Here is a 19892-nt window from a genome sequence, read left to right on the forward strand (position 1 = left end):
CTCAGGCGGTGCGGTAACTGCCAAAGATGTCCACAGCCCCGCCGTCTACGCCCTTGGTTCCGGCCACCACCCGGCCACGCGCCCGATAGTCCGCGCCAGCGTGCACCCGCCCCAACAGCCAGGCGGGAACGCCCGCCCCCTGCGCCACGCGCACCACGGTCTCCACAGCCTCCGGGGCCACCACCGCCACCATGCCCACCCCCAGGTTGAGCGTGCCCTCCAGGTCCTCCCAAGGCACAGATCCGAGACGACGCACCAGGTCGAAGACGGTTGGCACCTGCCAGGTGGAGCGGTCCACGTCAGCTACTAGTCCGGCAGGCAGCACGCGCGCTAGGTTCGCGGCTAGGCCACCGCCGGTGATGTGGGAGAAGGCGTGCAGGCGCAAGGCGGTCGGGTCGGCGTCGGTGGGGTCGACGGCGTCCACCAGTTCCAGGCACAGGGCAGAGTACAGGCGAGTGGGCTCCAGCAACTCCTCCCCCAGGGTCCGTCCGAACTCGGGCACCTCCCGCTCCAAGCCCCAGCCGGCGTGCTCCACCACGCGCCGCACCAGGGAGTAGCCGTTGGAGTGCAGGCCGGAAGCGGCCAGGGCCACCAGCACATCCCCGGGGCGGACGCGCTCGGCGCCGAGCAGGCGGTCGGCTTCCACCACGCCGGTGGCGGCGCCTGCAACGTCGTACTCATGCGGTGCCATAAGGCCAGGGTGCTCGGCGGTCTCCCCGCCCAGCAGGGGGGTATGCACGGCGGCGCAAGCCTGGGCAACACCGCGCACAATGTCAGCGATTCGCTCAGGTACTACGTGCCCGCAGGCAATGTAGTCGGTCATGAGGAGAGGGCGGGCGCCGGTCACGGCGATGTCATCCACCACCATGCCCACCAGGTCCTGGCCAATGGTGTGGTGCACGTCGAGGGCCTGAGCGATCGCCACCTTGGTGCCGACGCCGTCGGTGGAGGTGGCCAGGAGCGGACGCCGGTAAGCGCGCAGCTCGGAGACATCTACCATCCCGGCGAAGCCCCCCACTCCCCCAACCACGGCCGGGGTCATGGTGGCGGCCACGGAGGCTTTCATGAGCTCGACGGCGCGGTCCCCGGCGGCGGTGTCTACTCCAGCGGAGGCGTAGGTGATGGCCTGGGGGGATGCGGTGGCGGTGGGGTTTTCAGTGCTCACTGGTGGGCTCCTTAGGGGTGGGTTCGCCTGCGGTCAGCTTGGGGTGGGCTAGGTCCAGGCGCCTTGGCTTAGGGCGGGCCAGCTCGGGTGCGGGAGCGCTTGCGCCCGAGTCAGGGCGGGCCAGTTCGGGGCGGGTGACGGCAAGCTGCGCGGGGGTCTGGCTGAGCTGCGGCGCTTGACTGCACTGCTCGGAGCGTCTGCGATACACGGAGGGCACGCGGGAGACCGGCAGAGTGCCAAGCGACACTCCGTCGTCGGGCGGGGCAATCGGGTAGTCGCCGGTGAAGCAGGCCATGCACAGCTCCTCGCGGGGCTGCCCGGAAGCCGCCACCATGCCCTCCACTGAGAGGTACCCCAGCGTATCCGCCCCAATGGACTCGCGAATCTCCGCAATGCTCATGCCGCTGGCAATCAGCTCGGCCCGGGTCGCGAAGTCAATTCCGTAAAAGCAGGGCCAAAGCACCGGAGGCGAGGAGATGCGAATATGCACCTGGATGGCCCCGGCCTCACGCAGCATGCGCACCAGGGCCCGCTGGGTGTTGCCGCGCACGATGGAATCGTCCACCACCACCAGGCGTTTACCGGAGATGACCTCGCGCAGGGGATTGAGTTTGAGCCGGATGCCGAGCTGGCGCAATGTCTGGGTGGGTTGGATGAAGGTGCGGCCCACATAGGCATTCTTGACTAGGCCCTGACCGTAGGGGATGCCGGAGGCCTGGGCGTAGCCGATGGCGGCGGGGGTGCCCGACTCGGGGGTGGCGATCACCAGATCTGCCTCCACCGGGTATTCACGGGCTAGGGCAGCCCCCATGGCGTTGCGGGCGGTGTTGACGGAGCGCCCGGCAATGCGCGTATCCGGGCGGGCAAGGTAGACGTATTCGAAGACGCAGCCAGCGCGCTTGGCTTGCGCGAAGTGGCTAGAACGCAGACCGTCGGCGTCGATCTGCAAGAGTTCACCGGGCTCCACCTCCCGCATGAAGGTGGCGCCGACGATGTCCAGGGCGGCGGTCTCAGAGGCCACCACCCAGCCGCGTTCCAGGCGTCCGAGTACCAGGGGGCGCACGCCGTGGGGGTCGCGGGCGGCGTAGAGGGTGTGCTCATCCATGAACACCAAGGAGAAGGCGCCGCGCAGCAGGGGTAGCACACGGTGGGCGGCCTGGGAGAGAGGCAACGGCGCCTTGGTGGCGGAGGCGACGGCGGAGGTGGGCTCGGCGCCGTCTACGACGGGCTGGACGGGGGCAGCGTCGGGCTCGGCGTCCCCGTCCCAACCGTCCAGGTGGCCGCGTTCGCATACGAGACCGAACAGAGCGGCCATAACGGCGGTGTCAGTGGAGGAGCCGCGTCCCAGCTCACCGGTGAGGTCCTCACCACTGGTGCTTCGGATGGCCTCCATGAGCTTGCGGGTGTTGGTCAGGTTGCCGTTGTGAGCCAGGGCCAAGGTGGAGCCAGCCACCGGCCCGAGCATGGGCTGGGCGTTCTCCCAGGTGGTGGCACCGGTGGTGGAGTAGCGCACGTGGGCCACGGCCATATGGCCCGTCAGAGTCCCCAGCGTGCGGTCGTCAAAGACCTGGGACACCAGCCCCAGATCCTTGTAGACCAGAATCTTCTGGCCGTCGGAAGTGGCGATGCCGGCGGCCTCCTGGCCCCGGTGCTGCAAGGCGTAAAGACCGAAGTAGCTCAGGCGGGAGACATCCTCACCGGGAGCCCACACTCCAAAGACGCCGCATTCCTCACGGGGGGCTGGTTCCAGGTCTGCTGTGGTTTCAAGCTCCGAATCCTTGCCGGACTCCACGGCCATAACCGCGCCGGAGGCCAAGTTTGCGGAGCTGGCAACGGTGACAGAACTACCTGTCTGCTGCGGCATATCTACGGCGTCGAGATACTGCTGCTGAGGGCTGCGGGCTGGAGCGGTGCTGGCGAGGCCTGATCTCACCCCAACAGTGTGTCACTCCAGCCGACACATGCCAGTTACACCGGCCCACCGTGCCCTGCCACAGGCAGGAGCCAGCTCAGCTGGAGACCAGCCCGAACCTGGAGACCCCTTGGGCCGGGTCAGCCTGCTCTAAGCGCACCTTTACGGCGTCGCCCACCGGCAGGCGCTGTTTCTCTGCCGCCACCACGGTGGAGACGACGGCGGGCTCAGCCAGCACCACCTCACCGCGGGGCCCGCGCACGGAGGTGATGACGGCGTCGAAGATCTCCCCCACGCTCCCGCGCAACACCAGGGCCTCCAAGGTATCCAGGGCACCGCGCTCCACACTGCTCGCGCGCCGCCCACAGCTAGCCATGGTCTCCGGCAAGGCTGGCAGCGCGTCCAGCACCCACGGGGGCACAGGCTGCCCGGCACAAACCGCCAAACAGACCTCCTCGCCGTAGCGGTCCACCAGGCGGCGCAGCGGCGCGGTGACATGCGCATAGGGGCAGCCGAGCGCCGCATGTGTGGCGCCGTCACCCTCCGGCACGGGCAGCTCTGCTACGCCAAAGGCCTTATAGCCTGCGCCCCGGAACAGCCCGGCGGCCTGATCCATGAAGGCGGCGTGGGCGGGTTGAGCTGAGTCAAGGGAACGGATCAGCTCGGGATAAGGCTGCGCAGCGGGCCAATCTACCTTTAGGCCGCGGGCGACGCGGCGCAGGCGCTTGAGGGATTCCTCTGGGGCGGGCGGCATGGTGCGCAGCACGCCCACACCAGCTTTGAGCATTATCTGGGCGGCGCAGATGCCGGTGAGCAGGGAGATTTGGGCGTTGTACTCCTCCGCGGGGAGGGTGGCGCGGAAGACCAGTCGGTAGCCGGTGGGGGCGCCCTCGGGGCTGTGGCCGGGAAGTTCCTGCACTTCTTGTTCAGGGGTGCGCAGGGAGATGCCGCCGCGGCTGACCTCCTGGGCCTGCCGGAGCCTGCCGACCGCCGCCAACAGGGTGGGCAGGTCTGTGGGAGCTTCAGGGGGCAGCGGGGCGAGGCCGTCGATGGCGTCCTGGACCTGCTGGTAGTGCAGGCGGGCGCGGGAACGGACCAAGGCGCGCTCCACGTGAGCGGCTAGGACAGTGCCTGCGGCGTCGAGGTCTATGGTCCACAGGCAGGCAGGGGTGTCCTGGTCCGGGAGGAGGGAGGCGACGGCGTGAGAGAGGGCCTCGGGGTGTAGGGCGGTGGGGCGGTCGGGGATGTAGATAGTTTCACCACGGCTGTGGAGCTCGGTGTCTAGGGCGCCGCCGGGCTGCACGAAGGTGCCTAGGGAGGCGATGGCGTAGCTGACGCGGTAGACCGTGCCGGTGGGCAGGGGGCGAGCGCCGGTGTGGCCGGGCACCGTGGAGGCTGCGGGGGCGCTGGCGGAGGCTGCGGAGCCAGGTTCGCCGGGAGTGCCAGGAGCGCCTGAGAACCCGGAGGTGCCGGGGCTTTCTATCAGCAGGGCCTGGTCCAGGTCTTTGGAGCCTGGTGGGTCGATGGTGACCAGTTGCAGGTCGCGAGCGTCGCGGGCGCCGCTTTGTAGGAAGCGAACGACGCCGTCGGCCTGCCAGTCGCGGGCGGCCTGCTCAGCCTCAACCTGGGCGGCGGCGGAGAAAGCGCTGGGGATTTCAAAGCGCTGGCGCAAGGAGTCCAGGGCAGCGGAGACCTCAGCGGGCGGGGCCGTGAATCGGGAGATGCGCGAACGGGTCATGCGCTGAACCTACCCAGTCTCCCCACCGCTAATGCTGCATTTTCGCGCGAGGGTGACGGTGGTGCCGCGTCACCCGTGCGGAAATGTCACTTTGGCTGCCTATGGAGGCGCAGCCTCACTTAGGCGGGTAGCAGCGGCAGGTAGGCAGACAGGTCGCAGCGCTCCCCGGAGGCCTCTAATGCCCCGGAGTCTCGGGCTTCGGCCCAGGTGAGGCGGCCGGTAGCCAGGGCTAGCCAGGTTTCGGCGTCGGTTTCCACCACCGACGGCGGGGTGCCGCGCCGGTGCACGGTCCCGGAAACCGCCTGGGTGACGCCGTAGGGAGGTACGCGCACCTCCACGCTGCGGCCGGGCGCGCAGGCGGCAAGCTCTTCCAGGGTGAAGCGGACGGCGGTGGCGATGGTGGCTCGGTTTGGGGCTGCAGCCGGGGCGGGCGTGGGGCCGACGGCGTCGTCGCCTGAGGTCAGGGCAGGGGTGGTGGCGGGGTTGGCGCCGGAGCCGGGGGCGGCGCCAGAGTTCGTAGCGGCGGCCCAGGCGCGCACGGCCTGCGCCCCCTCAGCAAGATCAATACGACGTCGTGCGGCCATAGCTGGACCTTAGCCGAGCAGTGAACCGGCCTAAAACCGACGACTTCGCCCGTTTGTGACGAGAACGCCTGCACTGCGGGCGTTTAGGTCACAAACGGGCGTTTTGGCGGGGCTGAGCCCTGATTTAAACCTCAGACGACGCCGTGGGTCATCATCACGTCGGCTACGCGGGTGAAGCCGGCGGCGTTGGCGCCCAGGACGTAGTCCCCGGGCTTGCCGTACTCCTCGGCAGCAGCCACGCAGGCTTCGTGAATGCCTGCCATGATGCCGGTCAGCTTGGCTTCGGCGGTCTCGAAGCTCCACTGGGTGCGGCTCGCGTTCTGCTCCATCTCCAGGGCGGAGGTGGCCACCCCACCGGCGTTGGAGGCCTTGCCGGGGGCGTAGAGGATGCCGGCGGCCTGGAGGGCCTCAATGGCTTCCGGGGTGGAGGGCATATTGGCGCCTTCAGCCACGACGCCGCAGCCATTGCGCAGCAGGGCGGCGGCATTGTCACCGTTGAGCTCATTCTGGGTGGCGCAGGGCAGGGCGACGTCCACGGGCACATCCCAGACCGAGCCTTCGGTCACCAGGCGGGCGCTGGGACGGCGGGAGACGTAGTCGGCCACGCGCCCACGCTCGACCTCCTTGACCTGCTTGAGGAGCTCTAGGTCAACGCCGGCCTCGTCCACCACGTAGCCGGAAGAGTCAGAGAAGGTGATGGGCTTGGCGCCCAGCTGCTGGGCCTTCTCGATGGCGTAGATGGCCACGTTTCCGGCGCCGGAGACCGCGATCTTCTTGCCTTCCAGGGACTCGCCCTTGGTGGCCAGCATGGACTGGGCAAAGAGCACTGTGCCGTAGCCCGTGGCTTCGGTGCGCACCAGGGAGCCGCCCCATTCCAGGCCCTTGCCGGTAAGGACCCCGGCGTCGTAAGAGTTCTGGAGGCGCTTGTACTGGCCAAAGAGGTAGCCGATCTCGCGGCCGCCAACGCCGATGTCTCCGGCGGGGACGTCAGTGTTCGGGCCGATGTGGCGGAAGAGTTCGGTCATGAAGGACTGGCAGAAGCGCATGACCTCGGCGTCAGACTTGCCGTGCGGGTCGAAGTCAGAGCCGCCCTTGCCGCCGCCGATGCGCTGGTGGGTGAGGGCGTTCTTGAAGATCTGCTCGAAGCCCAGGAATTTGATAATTCCGGCATTTACCGAGGGGTGGAAACGCAGACCGCCCTTGTAGGGGCCCAGCACCGAGTTGAATTGGATGCGGAAACCACGCTGGACGTGGACCTGACCGGCGTCGTCGGTCCACGGGACGCGGAACATGATCTGACGCTCGGGCTCAACGATGCGCTCCAGCAGAGCTGCCTCTAGGTATTCAGGGTGTTTGGTGACTACGGGCTCCAGCGAGTCGAGGACCTCTCGGACCGCTTGGTGAAACTCAGCTTCGCCACGGTTGCGCTCGACAACCTGCTGATAGACCTTCTCAATGCTCTCCTGCACGCTGGACTCCTAACTACCAGAGGGATAGTGGCGGCAGAGCTGTGGCAGAACGCAGTCGATGCACACAGTTTCTGCGCCGAATTGAAGTCTTGCACCCGGTCGGAAACTGAGACGAAACATCTCGCTAAGCGGCTGAATGCTGGGGAGTGCCAGATATAACCGCAGCCCAGGGTAAAAGCTGCGACGGTTCTAGATCTGCAAAAGCTGCCCCCTGACTCGGCCCGCCTCTCGCCACAAACCCCGCCTGCGCAGCCGCCTCCTGGCGCTGCGCTCGTCCAGGTCACCGCCACCCCGTGCAATCATTGACGACATGCCCATCCCTGAGGACCCTGAGTCATTCAAGCCCCTGGACCTTAGCGCCCTGCATTCCCTGTCCCCGAACTACGACCGCAGCCGTGACCAAACCGTCTACCGCCCTGCTCGTTCAAATCCCCACCTGGTGACCGCAGCCAAGTGCTGGGCCTTTGCCACTGCGCTCTCGATTTTCGCCCGCCTGACGGCGGCAGGCGTACTCCTGCGTGACAACGTGAGCTGGTTCGAGCTCATACACAAGGCAGTGGCGAATCTCAGCTACCTGCCGATCTTGGTCTTGCTCCTAAGTGGGCTGCTGGTCAGTTTCGCCGCATCCCGACCTTCAGCAGGCCAGCGCCGGCGCTACCTGGGCATTGTTCTGGCTGGTGTCTACATGGCGCAGGCCCTCTCGAACCTGCAACTGCTCGGCGGTCTCACCCAGACCGCGATCTGGCTGTACATCAGTGAAGCGGTCTCCTTGGCCTTAATCACGTCCGCGCTCGTCGCCTCGGTGAACTCGCTGCCTGACTGAGCAGCTAAGCCCAGGCGCCGCACGGCAGGCGAATCAGCCCAGGAAACGCGAATGGGCAGGCGGGCCTCCCTTGGAATTCGTGCCCGCTCAAGGCCCTCGATATGCAGGAGGGCGCCCGCGGCGCAGCACTGCAGTGTGCCAGCGCTAGGCACTCTGGAGGCACCGTGAGGTCGGACACGCCGTCAACTTCCTGGGGAGCCGAGGAGACAGAACGGCTCCGCTTCTGAAAAGCTGCCGCCATGACTCAGCCTGCCTCTCGCCGCAAACCCGGCCTGCTGAGCCGCCTTCTAGCGCTGCGCTCCATGCTTTCAGTCCCGCTGGTGCAGCGCACGGTCCTGGATCCACAGGCACTCCTAAGGGCGAGCGGCGCCGGGCGCATCGGTGACTTGCGGGCCGCTAGCGACGTCGTCGAGCGGCCACTGCTGGCCGAGTTGGCCGACGCCGACCCCACCACCCTGCTCCAGCCTGACAGCCTTGGCTGGCAGCTGGGCAATGCCCTGGACCACGCGGTAGAGCAACGCACGCGCCTGTGGCTGGTCCAGTTGCCCAGCGCCGCCCTGGAGCGCCTGCGCCAAGTCCTGGGCGTGGATCTAGTCCATCAGGTGGGCCCTGCCGACGCCGAGGGCCGCGTGGTGGCGGGAGTGCACCCAGCTGACGTCGTCGTCGCCCTATCTGACCGGGGTGAAGCCGGGCGCAGCTTCCTACGCCAATGCCTAGAGGGCACAGACACCATGCGCTGCTCCCGACGCACCTTGGCAGCCATGCGCCGCGCTGAGGTGGCCTTCACTGAACGCACGCTGGTGCGCCGCGCCATGTCCAACCCGGTGTTCCTGGCCTACGCGGCAGTGTTTATCTACTCCTCGCTGCGGGCCCTGCCGGTGGCTTTTGTACCGGGCTTCACGGGGCATCTGGGGGTGCTGTGGGCTATCGATGTGCTCACCGCGATCCCCTACACCTGGGGCATCGTGGCGATGTTCTCCGGCCGCCGCCTGCGCATCCGCGCGCTGGGCCTGCTGACCACACTTGTGACCTTCACTTCGCCCTATATCTACTTCTGGACGCAGGGCAGGGACTACCCGCATGGGGTGGTGGCGGCCGTGGTGGCCATGATTCTGGGGGCGGCAGCCTTGGAGGTCCTGCGCTGGTTGCGTGACGTCGTCGTAAGCAAAGGCCTGCGCGAGCACCGTTAACGGACGCGCCCTAGGCAGCCCTGAATCGCTGGGCGGGCCCCGGTCCTCCGCGCAGCGCTGAACTCAGCTGTCCAGTGCGCCCTCGACCTCGTCGGGACGCCCCTGGAGGGTGCGCAGCACGCCAATCACCAGGAACCAGCCCCCACAGACCACCGACAGCAACATGGCGGGCAGGGGCCGACTCGGGTAGACGACCACCAGCCAGATGGTGCCTACCATCCAGGCGAGCACCAGTGCGATCAGCAAGGAGCGCCGCTTCACCACACGCATGGGGTGGGCGTAGTGGGTGGGTACCAGGGTCAAAATGGCCAGCGCCACCAAGCAGACGACGTTGAAAAGGGCGGGAGTGTGCAGCACCCACATCATCACGGCCACCACATTCCAAGCAGCGGGGAAGCCCACAAAGTAGTTGTCGGCAGACTTCTCCCCCTCGTTCGCGTAGCAGAATAGGGAGGAGATCAGTGCCACTAGCACCAGCACTCCGGCCAGGGATTTTGGACCGAGCGGCAGGTGCAGGTACATGAAGACGCCGGGGATGAAGGTCCAGGTCAGGTAGTCGATGATGATGTCGGTAACCGAGCCGTCAAACCACGGCACCGCCTCTTTGATGCGCACGCGCCGGGCCAGGGTGCCGTCCACGCCGTCGACCACCAGTGCCACCACCAGCCACAGCCACATCAGCTTCAGGGAGCCCTCGTACAAGGCGAGCAGCGCCAGGCTGGCCCATACGATCCCGGACATGGTGAAGGCGTGCACGGCCCAACCAGCTAGGACCTGATTGCGCTTGGGTGGCGTAGTCCCGGACCCACCCGGCAGAGCAGGGCTGCCAGTAGGGGCGACGGCGGGCTGGGGAGGAGGGGCGGTGGCCACAATGAACCTTCGTTTGGGGAGGACGGTCTGCTGCATCCTATGGCAGGTTCACCGCTAGTCCACCTCCCACAAGTCCCACTCAGGCAGTGTGGGATGTGGCGCAGTTTCACGTCAAAGCAGTAACGCAGGGGCGCCGGGCAGCTAATTCAAGCCACCCAGCGCCCCAGCTGTGCTTTGCGGGTGTTGGTGTGGGTTGGCTGGTAGTGTGCAGTCAGTGGTTACTGGGCTGGTTGTGTGTCTGGTGGTTGCTGGGTTTGGTTGTTCTGGGTGAGTTTTTGGGAGGCGTGCGATGAGTCGCGATAGTGTTCCGTTGATCCCTGATCCTTGGGACATCATCCCGGTGCCTGAGCCGCAGAGTTTGGCTGAGATGGATGCTGAGACTGACAGGCTGATCGACCGGGACCTGTTTGACCCTGAAGGGGCGAATTTGCGGCCTATGGGGGTGGGGGAGGCGGTTAGTGGTGAGCATATTGAGCGGTTTGCTCCGGTGTTGCCGCGCTCGATTATTCACACTTGGCAGCGCTTTGGGTTTGAGGGTTTTAGCGGTGGGGCATTTTGGATCACTGATCCTTTGAAGTGGGCTCCGGTGGTCCAGGACTGGTTAGATCCGGTCATGGAGCGTTTGCCGTTCACAGACACTTGGCATTGCCTGGCCCGCAACGCTATGGGCACCATGTTCCTATGGGGAGAAAACAGTGGCCACAGCTTGGAGATCGACCCTGTCTACCATGAGGTGATTGTTGACCAACTCGCGCGACGCACCTTCGCTGACCCTGGGCGTCGCGAGCAGCAAGGACGTGTTACCTTCATAAGTCCGGCAGACTCCTACCTGACCAGCGCTTTGGATGCGGATAGTCGCCCACTTATGCCTCAGGCTTTGGAGCGTTTAGGGCCTTTGGGGGTTGATGAGGTTTATGGTTTTGTTCTGCCTGTGGTGTTGGGTGGGTCTTTGAGTGTAGACAATCTGCGTATCGTGAATGCTTTTACCTATCTGAGTCTGCAAGCTCAGCAAGACGAGATCGCTATCAGTGACCCTGTTGGAGGTGCTTGGGAGCAAATCGCCCCTATTATCGGTGCTGAGCCCACTACCGGCCCATGAACCCAAATCCGGTGTCCCTGCCCGAGGACTACGGTTTTACTCACAGTATCAGGGGTGAAGACCCCGGGGCGGTCGCCAAACAGTACACCGCAGCTCAAACACTAACTGGGCTCACCCAGGTGGTGCGCAGCGTGTACTTCAACGGTCACTCAGCGCAGCTGCAAACCATGGGTCAGGAGTTTGAGTTCCAGCTCGATGGTCAATACAGCGTCTTAGCCCAGATACCGGCGGACAAGTACGTCCAAGCCCGTGAAGTGTTCAAACACCAAGGCAGGCAAGGCGCTGCTGCCACCCAACGAGCCCGCACTAAACTCGAGAACAGACTCACCGACTACCGCGTGGATCTTGAGGACAAGCCTTCAGAGGCTGAGGCTAGGCGGTGGGCGCGTGAGGTTATGAAGCAAGTTGAAGCGCCCCAGGTTTTGTTCCGCTTCTTTTAGTGGGTGGTCACCGGTGTTGGTGTCCGGCGTTGATTGTAGGTGTGGATGACCTCTTCGGGCGTCTGGTAGCCCAGTGCCTGATGGAGGCGAGCGGTGTTCCACCAGTGCACCCACGACAAGGTCGCAAATTCCACCTCGGCCAGGGATTCCCACTGCCCGGTGTAGATGAGCTCGGTCTTGTACAAGCCGTTGACGGTCTCGGCGAGCGCATTGTCGTAGGAATCCCCCACGGTCCCCGTCGACGCCTTGATCCCCAGGCCCGTGAGCGTGTCGTTGTAGACAATCGAGACGTACTGGGAGCCGTGGTCACTGTGATGCACGAGCCCTTCCAGGTTGCCCCGAGCCTGCGCGATCGCTTGATCGAGAGCTTCGAGCGGTAACGCTTCGGTCTTCATGGACGAGCGTGTCGACCAGCCGACGATCTTGCGGGAGAACACGTCGGTGACGAAGGCCGTGTACACGAACCCGACCTTCGTTCGAACGTAGGTCATGTCGGCGACCCACAGTTGGTTGGGCCGATCAGCCGTGAACTGGCGTTCGACCAGATCTGGGCGCGTGTCTGCCTGCCTGCCCTTGCGGGTGGTGATGGGGGTCCGGCCTCTGCGAACACCACAAATCCCCGCCGTCCGCATGAGCCGGGCGACCTGCTCGCGTCCGACACTCCAACCGGAGCGTTTGAGGGCATGCCACATCTTGCGCACCCCATACACCCTGTAGTTCGCCTCGAAAATCGTGGCGATCTCCCCGATGAGGACGGCATCATTGAGCGAGCGTACCGACGGGGGCCGAGTTTTCGCCGCCCGGTAGCCCCGCGAGGACACGAACCCGCCGGCGCGTTCACGGTTCAACGTCTGACAGATGAACTCGACAGAAAAACGATCACGATAAGCGTCGATGAAGGCGATCATTTCCGACGTTGGGGGTCGAGTTCCGATGCGAAAAAAGCCGACGCCAACTTCAAGATCTCATTCGTGCGCCGCAGCTGCGCGTTCTCCTTGCGCAGCCGGCGAATCTCTTCACTCTCCGACGTTGACACTCCCGGGCGCGTTCCAGAATCCACTCGGGATTGGACCACCCAGCGCCGAAGAGATTCCCTCGATGTCCCCAGCTTCATCGCGGTATCAGCGATCACGCTCGTCTCAGACGCTCCAGGATCATCCCGAAGACGATCCTCCACAAGGCGCACAGCCCGATCCTGAAACTCTCTCGGATAGTTCCTTGGCATGCGAAATCCTCTCACAACAACCGCGGAACAAAACCTGGGGCGCTTCAGTTGGTGTGGGTTGGCTGGTAGTGTGCAGTCAGTGGTTGCTGGGCTGGTTGTGTGTCTGGTGGTTGCTGGGTTTGGTTGTTCTGGGTGAGTTTTTGGGAGGCGTGTGATGAGTCGCGATAGTGTTCCGTTGATCCCTGATCCTTGGGACATCATCCCGGTGCCTGAGCCGCAGAGTTTGGCTGAGATGGATGCTGAGACTGACAGGCTGATCGACCGGGACCTGTTGGGGCCTGAGGGGGCGAATTTGCAGCCTATGGGGGTGGGGGAGGCGGTTAGTGGTGAGCATATTGAGCGGTTTGCTCCGGTGTTGCCGCGCTCGATTATTCACACTTGGCAGCGCTTTGGGTTTGAGGGTTTTAGCGGTGGGGCATTTTGGATCACTGATCCTTTGAAGTGGGCTCCGGTGGTCCAGGACTGGTTAGATCCGGTCATGGAGCGTTTGCCGTTCACAGACACTTGGCATTGCCTGGCCCGCAACGCTATGGGCACCATGTTCCTATGGGGAGAAAACACCGGTGACACTCTAGAGATCGACCCTGTCTACCATGAGGTGATTGTTGACCAACTCGCGCGACGCACTTTCACCCAACCCGGTGCGCCTCAACGAGCAGGAGACATGTTCTTTGGAAGCATGGCATATCTCCCAGACGACGAGGGTGGGCGCCCTTTGCCGTCTCAGGCTTTGGAGCGTTTAGGGCCTTTGGGGGTTGATGAGGTTTATGGTTTTGTTCTGCCTGTGGTGTTGGGTGGGTCTTTGAGTGTAGACAATCTGCGTATCGTGAATGCTTTTACCTATCTGAGTCTGCAAGCTCAGCAAGACGAGATCGCTATCAGTGACCCTGTTGGAGGTGCTTGGGAGCAAATCGCCCCTATTATCGGTGCTGAGCCCACTACCGGCCCATGAACCCAAATCCGGTGTCACTGCCCGAGGACTACGGTTTTACTCACAGTATCAGGGGTGAAGACCCCGGGGCGGTCGCCAAACAGTACACCGCAGCTCAAACACTAACTGGGCTCACCCAGGTGGTGCGCAGCGTGTACTTCAACGGTCGCTCAGCGCAGCTGCAAACCATGGGTCAGGAGTTTGAGTTCCAGCTCGATGGTCAATACAGCGTCTTAGCCCAGATACCGGCGGACAAGTACGTCCAAGCCCGTGAAGTGTTCAAACACCAAGGCAGGCAAGGCGCTGCTGCCACCCAACGAGCCCGCACCGACCTCGAGAACAGACTCACTCGCTACCGCAAGAAGCTCGAAGACAAGCCTTCAGAGGCTGAGGCTAGGCGGTGGGCGCGTGAGGTTATGAAGCAAGTAGCGATCTTGCATAACCCTGATCAGATTCTTGGCGGCGAGCCTTCCCCCGCTCTGGATCGTGGGGGTGCGCCTATTCCTGGTGATCGTGCGGTTAACTCCTCACTGGGTGCACAAAACCGCTCCAATGCGGCCCTTATTGATGCAGCTGCCCACAAGCAGATCGCTTCTGGTTACGGGCACCTACCCATGCACTTCCAAGTAGTGCTAACTAATCGACGCCAAAACGTTGAACGCCTACGCGCAAAACAGCCACCCCCACCCCTGAAACACCCAACCCAACCCACTCACAACACACCACCCCAACCACCCACACTCACCACTGCCGCCAAGATCCGCCACACCCTAAGCATCCAAACCCCCAAACCACCACCCACCCACACACAACACAACCCCCACACCAAACAAGAAATCCTCAAAGCCCTCACCCACACAACCCACAAACACACCCACCCCACCCACACCACACACCACAAAAAACCCAAACTCTAAACAATCAACACACCAGAAATTATCAAACGGAGAGACTATCTGAGAAACTGCGGTGCGAAAAATTGAGTTACGTAATATCAATGGGCTACAAACCACTTCAGTGGTGCTCAAAAATTCGAACACCTCAACCGTTTATGATCCAGTTCACCAGTGAGCACAGGGACCTCAGCCTTGGTTTTCTTGCGAGGGAGTGCAGCCTGCCCAGCACAAACGCACACTTGGTCCATTGTGCTCACAGACATACAGACAGCTACCTCGACCAAAACCAGACGATGGACAATCTGGTGAGCATCACAACTCCTGTACCGCTCAGCTTTGAAGGGCTGAGCAGACTATAGGGACTCGATCGCCGCACGCAGCGTGCCTACTCAATCAGCTGCCCGTCAATATCGTCGGCAATGATCAAAATGAAGTCCTCACGGACTACCGGTTATCACAGCATCGTTACGGGTGAAAACGCAGGGGTGCCGGGCAGCTAATTCAAGCCACCCAGCGCCCCTGAATCTGCGTCCTTTACCGGCCTCAGCCAGCCACCGGCTCCTCGTGCCAAACCACGATGGACCACGGCTCCACCGGGGTGCCTGCGGTGACCACAGCACCCTCACCGACGGGCCAGAAGTTACCTTCAGCCTCCGCCGGGATGGAGGTATCCACTAGGCGGCGCCACTGGCGGCCGCTGCGCGCCTCTGGCACGCGGAAACCAATCTGCTCACCAGTCATATTGAGCATGAGCCAGAAGGACTCGCTCGGCGCGTCAATATTGACGGCCAGGGCGCGGTCGCCCTCCTGGGGGTAGCCCTCGGTGGTGGGCGTGTGGAACAGGTAGGAGACGTCCTCGTTGGCGGCAATCATGTCCCCCCAGGCGGCCTGGTGCAGGGCGGCGTGCTCGCGGCGCAGGTGCATCAGGAAGCTGGCGAAGCGCAGCAGGGGGTTGACTTTGGGGTCTGCGGAGGGGAACTCGCCCAGGTTGTCGTGGTAGGCGGCGTCCAGGCCCTCGGCCACCGGCACCCGCTGCGGGGCGTTGGTGGCGGCCATGGCGTAGTTGTTGCGCATGGCCACGGTGTCCAGGGCCCAGGGGTTGTTGTTGCCGTTCTGGGTGCGGCCCAGCTCGTCTCCGGCCACGATCATGGGGACGCCGCGCGAGAGCATGAGGATGGTCCACAGGTTGCGCAGGCGCACGCGGCGCAAGGATTGGTCGCCGCCACTGTCCCATGACAGGTTGTTGTCGTTGCCGCCATCGGAGGGGCCAAAGGGGTCGGGCTGGTCGTTGGACTTGTTCTGGTAGGAGACCAGGTCGGCCAGGTTGAAGCCGTCATGGGCCACAATGAAGTTCACGGACTTCTGCGGTCCGCCGTTGTCGGCGAAGTGGTGGTAGTCGCCGTTCACCATGTCCAGGAAATCGATGGTGTTGCCGTCACCCTTGGTGAAGCGGCGCACGGCGTCGCGGTAGCGGCCGTTCCACTCGCCCCAGCCGCGCGGGAAGTTGCCGACCTCGTAACCCCACAGGTCCCAGGCCTCAGCGATGACCTCGATGTTCTCCTGCTCGGCCAGGTCGGCGATGGCGGTGAGCAGCGGATGGTCGGTGAAGAAGCGCTTCTGGGCGCCCCAGTCCTCGGCGGCGGCGGCGCCGGGCTTGCGGCCCAGCACGGTGGCCAGGTCGAAGCGGAAGCCGTCCACGCCCATGTCGCGGCACCAGTAGCCCAGGGAGTCCAGGACGAGTTGGCGGGCCACCGGGGAGGAGTAGTTCAGCTGGTTGGAGGTGCCGGTGGCGCCATCCACGAGCATCTTGGAGTCGGTCATCTGGTAGTACTCGGCGGTGGCGAATCCGCCCAGGCTGGTGAAGCCGGTGGTGTTGACGTCCCCACCCCAGTTGCCGCCCTCAGCAGTGTGGTTGTAGACGACGTCCAGGTACACCTCCAGGCCGGCGGTGTGGAAGGCGGATATCATCTGTTTGAATTCGCGGGTGGGTCCGCCCCAGGACTTGTCGGAGGAGTACTGGCGGTTGGGGGCGAAGAAGGACAGGGTCATGTAGCCCCAGGCGTTGGTCTTGCCCGGTCGGCAGGACTCGGAGTTGTTGGTCTCGTGGACGGGCAGCAACTCAATGGTGGTGACGCCGATGGATTTGAGGTACGGCGCCAGCATTCCGGCGCCTTTGTAGGTGCCCAGGTACTCGGCGGGAATATTCGCTAGGCCCGCAAAACCGGCCTGTCCATGCAGGAGGTCGGCTAGGTGAGCGGCGGAGGGGTGGCCGGTGAGTTGCCTGATGGAGGCCTCGTAGATGATGGCCCGCTCCTGCGGTAGCTCGGGCTTGGGCGCCATGGGGGTGGCATCGGCGACGACGACGCCCTTGGGCGCGTAGGGGGCGGTGTCGATCTGGCGGCGGGGCACGCCGTCCACCAGTTCCCCGCCGGTGCCCAGCACGCCGTCGTTGACGCCTAGTTCCGCTAGAGCGTCGGTGTAGACGTTGTGGGTGACTTCGCGGGCGTAGGGGTCGAAGAGGACCTTGTTGGGGTTGAAGCGGTTGCCCTGTTCGTCTAGGTCGGCGTTGAAGCCGGTGGTGGAGCCGGGGGTCCAGGACTCCTCGTAGGACCAGTTGGGGCCCCAGGCGCGGTAGCCGAAGAGGGTGCCGGCGGGGGCGTCGGAGAGGCGGGCGCGCCAGACGCCGTCGCTGCCCTTGGCGGGCAGGAAGGTGGCGGAGGCGGTGGCACCCAGGGCCTGGGGGTAGATCTCCAGCTGGAGGCGGGTGGCGGCGGGCGCGTAGACGGCGAAGGTGGTGGCGCCGTCAGTGTCAGGGTGGGCGCCCAGGGGCCAGGTCGCGGTGGCCCAGGTGGATTCTGCAATTGCGGAGGGTGTTGCCATGCCGCCATCATCGCATTGCGACGGCGAGAGCGCTGTGGCGAAGCTGGCTCCTACGCCCGCCGCGAGATCGGGGCATCGGTGCCGCAAGATCGGGACATATGGCTCGCGAAACCGGTAGGGCGACCCTTAGTTCCGGTGGATAACTGCCCCGCGCCCCCGCAGCAGCACCGACCTCATCCACCAGGCCTGACTACCCCTGGATGGGCGGATCCATTGGAATCACAGTGCCCGTCTGCCGCCATTGACTCTGGTACTTGCAGGCCCTCAGCCTCCTCCGCTCAGCAGCGACGGCGCAGCATGACCAGCGAGGCCGTAAACCCCGCCACCGCCCAGCAGGCCACCACGGCCCACGGCCGCGAATCGACCGGAAACTCCTGCGGGGACATCCCGCCACGCACCAGGTGCCCCATAGATTCGAAGGGCAACCACTCGTGCAGGCTCCGCCCCCAGGCGGGCAGCCGTTCAGCCGGGTAGGCGATGGGGGTGAACAGCATCGTGCCCATGATGAACACCTGGGTACACATAAGCGTGCCGACCTTGCCGAAGGTGACGGCAGGGACGTAACCGATAGCGGTAGCGCAAAATGCCACCAGCAGTACGGCTGGCACCACGGACCAGCTGGGTGAGAACTCCAGCCCGTACCGCCAGCCGGCCACCAGCACGCAGGAGATCAGTCCCGGCAGGGCCAGGGCCATCCACACCAACATGTCCCCCAGAACGAAAGCAGCCCGGGGAACGGGCAGGGTGAGCATCCACTCGTACCCGCCCTCGGCACGGGTGTCGGCCACGGTCTGCGGGGCTACCACCAGCCCGAGCATCAGCAGGCAGACGGTCATGGAGGCGGTGCTCAGGAACAGGCTAGTGCGGTGGTCCACGTCCCCGACGATCAGGCCGTAGCCAAGGGTGATAGCGGCAGCGATGATGACCTGCAGGGCTAGGTAGACGGGCAGGGCCATGCCCTGGCGGCGCAACTGCCACTGCATGAACAAGCCGAACTGCCTAAGGGTTCTCATTGGGACTCCTCGGCTTGCTGGGTTAGCTGGAGGTATAGGTCTTCCAGGCTGGGCGGCGCGTCGGGCCCACTAAACAGCTCCGCGCGGGAGCCTTCTGCGATAACCCGTCCGTGGTCGAGGAGGGTCAGGCGGTCGACGGCGGTCTCGGCTTCGCGCACGTTGTGGGTCACGAGCAGGATGGCAGCCCCGGCGTCCGCCACCTCCCTGACCTGCCGCCACAGCAGTTGGCGACGCACCGGGTCGACGTCATTAGTGGGCTCGTCGAGGGCCACTAGCTTGCCGGGGGCAACCACGGCCATGGCGAAGGCGGTCAGGCGCGCCACCCCGCCGGAGAGGGTCTGGCTGACGCGGTCAGCCCACTCGCCAATGTCGAGGGCCTCGATCAGCACGGCGGCCCGGCGCTTGCTCTCGGCTCGCGATAGGCCACGCAGGCGGCCAACGAGTTCGATCGCCTTGCGGGGAGCTAACCCGGAGACAGGAACTGTCCCTTGCGCCTGGACGCTCACCAGGCTTCGGGCAACCTCCGGGCGTGCGACGAGGTCGTGACCGTCTAGGTAGATGTTCCCCGAGGTGGGGCGCAGCAGGCCGACGATCTGGCGGATGAGGGTGGTCTTGCCAGCACCGTTGTGGCCGAGCAGGCAGTGGACATGCCCGGCAGGCACTTCAAGACTCAGGTCGATATTGGCCTGCACGGGACCGTGCCGGGTGGGAAAGGTGCGGCACAGGTGTGTCACATTGAGACTCATGACTCTCCTCTTGCAGATACCATACCGTTCGGTATATCCCGTAAGGTATCACTAGAGGCGAGGGCAGGCAAGACCTTTCTCAACCCAATCCACTTACACCAACCCGCATACCGTTCGGTATCATGTGGGAATGAGCGACTCGGAACAGTCACCCGGGGTAACCGACGCCCTGCACGACCTGACGCAAGCTGTCGGCAGCCTCGCCCGCGCACTCACCCGCGATGCGCTCGACACCAGCACCACCGCCCAAGCCCGAGCCTTCAACCAGGTCTCGCGCCAGCTTCAGGAGGCCGCCGATACCCTGACGAAGAAAGCTGACGCCGCCTCAGGTCGGCTGAAGCGGGACCGTACTTCCACCCAGGAGGAGATCCTCGCAGCCACGAAGCGGGTGGTGGCCGCCAAGGGCTTCGCGGGCGCCTCGATGGCCGATATCGCAGCCGAGGCAAGGTTCACCAAGGGGGCGATCTACGGTTCCTTCTCCTCCAAGGAGGAGCTCCTCCTAGCGGCTGCCGACCGCCACTACGAGCTTCAGCAGGAGCAGCTGTCCGAGCACTACGTCAACGGCACCACACCCCAGACGTGGGAGGAGATGTGCCGCGAAGGGGGCACCGTCGACATCACCTTCGCCCTGGAGATCATCCTGTTCGCCATCCGTAACCCGGTGGGCCGCGCCCACACCGCCAGGCACATCAGCGAACTGCTGCAGGCCGCCGCTCGGCTCTGTGTCAAGACCGATGGGCAGGAGCCTGGGCCAGAGCACCAGGTCTTCGCATTCATCATGAGCTCGGTCTTCTCCATGGCCGGGCTCTACTCGGCGATCCTGGGGCCGGAGAACGCCAAGGACATATTCACTCACGCCGCCCGCCTCCTCGAGAGCCTGGGGGACTCCCTGACCCGCCTCGAGTAGCACC

At 64.5% G+C, this 19892-nt stretch carries 17 protein-coding genes; 7 read left to right on the plus strand and 10 right to left on the minus strand.

Annotated features, from left to right (window positions below; translation table 11 throughout):
• Position 1 precedes the first annotated feature (1 nt).
• The 5 genes from purM to gdhA form a co-directional block, all read right to left on the minus strand.
• Positions 2-1165 carry a phosphoribosylformylglycinamidine cyclo-ligase gene (gene purM, locus DR039_RS05895; RefSeq protein WP_111836488.1) on the minus strand — a complete coding sequence of 388 codons (1164 nt, stop codon included), beginning with the start codon at positions 1163-1165 and terminating at the stop codon, positions 2-4.
• Positions 1155-2963: an amidophosphoribosyltransferase gene (gene purF / locus DR039_RS05900; RefSeq protein WP_111836669.1), complete on the minus strand. Its 1809-nt coding sequence runs from the start codon at positions 2961-2963 to the stop codon at positions 1155-1157. The genes purM and purF overlap by 11 nt, the downstream gene beginning before the upstream one ends.
• 211 nt (positions 2964-3174) lie before the next feature.
• Complete coding sequence (locus DR039_RS05905; protein ID WP_111836489.1) at positions 3175-4815, minus strand: RNB domain-containing ribonuclease; 1641 nt, start codon at positions 4813-4815, stop codon at positions 3175-3177.
• A gap of 119 nt (positions 4816-4934) precedes the next feature.
• On the minus strand, positions 4935-5399 hold the full coding sequence (locus tag DR039_RS05910) for a sterol carrier family protein (protein ID WP_111836490.1): 465 nt from the start codon (positions 5397-5399) through the stop codon (positions 4935-4937).
• Positions 5400-5530: 131 nt separating this feature from the next.
• A complete protein-coding gene (gene gdhA, locus DR039_RS05915; RefSeq protein ID WP_111836491.1) occupies positions 5531-6868 on the minus strand; it encodes an NADP-specific glutamate dehydrogenase in 1338 nt (445 codons plus the stop codon).
• A 310-nt stretch (positions 6869-7178) separates the two neighbouring features.
• On the opposite strand from gdhA, the gene DR039_RS05920 reads away from it, so the two are divergent.
• Both DR039_RS05920 and DR039_RS05925 read left to right on the plus strand, forming a co-directional pair.
• The gene (locus DR039_RS05920) at positions 7179-7691 is read left to right on the plus strand and encodes a hypothetical protein (protein ID WP_111836492.1); all 513 of its coding nucleotides are present in this window, start codon (positions 7179-7181) and stop codon (positions 7689-7691) included.
• A gap of 239 nt (positions 7692-7930) precedes the next feature.
• Positions 7931-8881, plus strand: a complete 951-nt coding sequence (locus DR039_RS05925) for a hypothetical protein (protein ID WP_111836493.1) — start codon at positions 7931-7933, stop codon at positions 8879-8881.
• A gap of 63 nt (positions 8882-8944) precedes the next feature.
• Here the strand turns inward: DR039_RS05925 and DR039_RS05930 are convergent, their stop codons facing one another.
• Positions 8945-9787: a CDP-alcohol phosphatidyltransferase family protein gene (locus tag DR039_RS05930; protein ID WP_111836494.1), complete on the minus strand. Its 843-nt coding sequence runs from the start codon at positions 9785-9787 to the stop codon at positions 8945-8947.
• A gap of 253 nt (positions 9788-10040) precedes the next feature.
• Between DR039_RS05930 and DR039_RS05935 the strand changes: the two genes are divergently transcribed.
• Positions 10041-10850 carry a GAD-like domain-containing protein gene (locus DR039_RS05935; RefSeq protein ID WP_111836495.1) on the plus strand — a complete coding sequence of 270 codons (810 nt, stop codon included), beginning with the start codon at positions 10041-10043 and terminating at the stop codon, positions 10848-10850.
• A complete protein-coding gene (locus DR039_RS05940; protein ID WP_111836496.1) occupies positions 10847-11290 on the plus strand; it encodes a polymorphic toxin type 15 domain-containing protein in 444 nt (147 codons plus the stop codon). The genes DR039_RS05935 and DR039_RS05940 overlap by 4 nt, the downstream gene beginning before the upstream one ends.
• On the opposite strand, the gene DR039_RS05945 is transcribed toward DR039_RS05940, so the two are convergent.
• Positions 11287-12515 (minus strand): IS3 family transposase gene (locus DR039_RS05945; protein ID WP_111836497.1). Its coding sequence is split into 2 segments (ribosomal slippage): positions 11287-12224 and positions 12224-12515, totalling 1230 coding nucleotides; the frame shifts between segments, so codons are not numbered across the junction. The genes DR039_RS05940 and DR039_RS05945 overlap by 4 nt on opposite strands.
• A gap of 154 nt (positions 12516-12669) precedes the next feature.
• On the opposite strand from DR039_RS05945, the gene DR039_RS05950 reads away from it, so the two are divergent.
• Together DR039_RS05950 and DR039_RS05955 are read left to right on the plus strand one after the other, a co-directional pair.
• Positions 12670-13467 (plus strand): GAD-like domain-containing protein, encoded by a 798-nt coding sequence (locus DR039_RS05950; protein ID WP_111836498.1) that lies wholly within the window; start codon positions 12670-12672, stop codon positions 13465-13467.
• Positions 13464-14363, plus strand: a complete 900-nt coding sequence (locus DR039_RS05955; RefSeq protein WP_111835633.1) for a polymorphic toxin type 15 domain-containing protein — start codon at positions 13464-13466, stop codon at positions 14361-14363. The genes DR039_RS05950 and DR039_RS05955 overlap by 4 nt, the downstream gene beginning before the upstream one ends.
• Positions 14364-14885: 522 nt before the next feature.
• On the opposite strand, the gene DR039_RS05960 is transcribed toward DR039_RS05955, so the two are convergent.
• The 3 genes from DR039_RS05960 to DR039_RS05970 form a co-directional block, all read right to left on the minus strand.
• Positions 14886-17222 (minus strand): glycogen debranching protein, encoded by a 2337-nt coding sequence (locus DR039_RS05960; protein ID WP_111836499.1) that lies wholly within the window; start codon positions 17220-17222, stop codon positions 14886-14888.
• Positions 17223-17500: 278 nt separating this feature from the next.
• On the minus strand, positions 17501-18235 hold the full coding sequence (locus DR039_RS05965; RefSeq protein ID WP_111836500.1) for an ABC transporter permease: 735 nt from the start codon (positions 18233-18235) through the stop codon (positions 17501-17503).
• Positions 18232-18981 carry an ABC transporter ATP-binding protein gene (locus DR039_RS05970; protein WP_077240568.1) on the minus strand — a complete coding sequence of 250 codons (750 nt, stop codon included), beginning with the start codon at positions 18979-18981 and terminating at the stop codon, positions 18232-18234. The genes DR039_RS05965 and DR039_RS05970 overlap by 4 nt, the downstream gene beginning before the upstream one ends.
• Positions 18982-19111: 130 nt before the next feature.
• On the opposite strand from DR039_RS05970, the gene DR039_RS05975 reads away from it, so the two are divergent.
• On the plus strand, positions 19112-19888 hold the full coding sequence (locus DR039_RS05975; protein ID WP_111836501.1) for a TetR/AcrR family transcriptional regulator: 777 nt from the start codon (positions 19112-19114) through the stop codon (positions 19886-19888).
• Positions 19889-19892 lie beyond the last annotated feature (4 nt).

The organism is Actinomyces bovis (genome assembly GCF_900444995.1).
GTDB classification, from domain to species: Bacteria; Actinomycetota; Actinomycetes; order Actinomycetales; family Actinomycetaceae; genus Actinomyces; species Actinomyces bovis.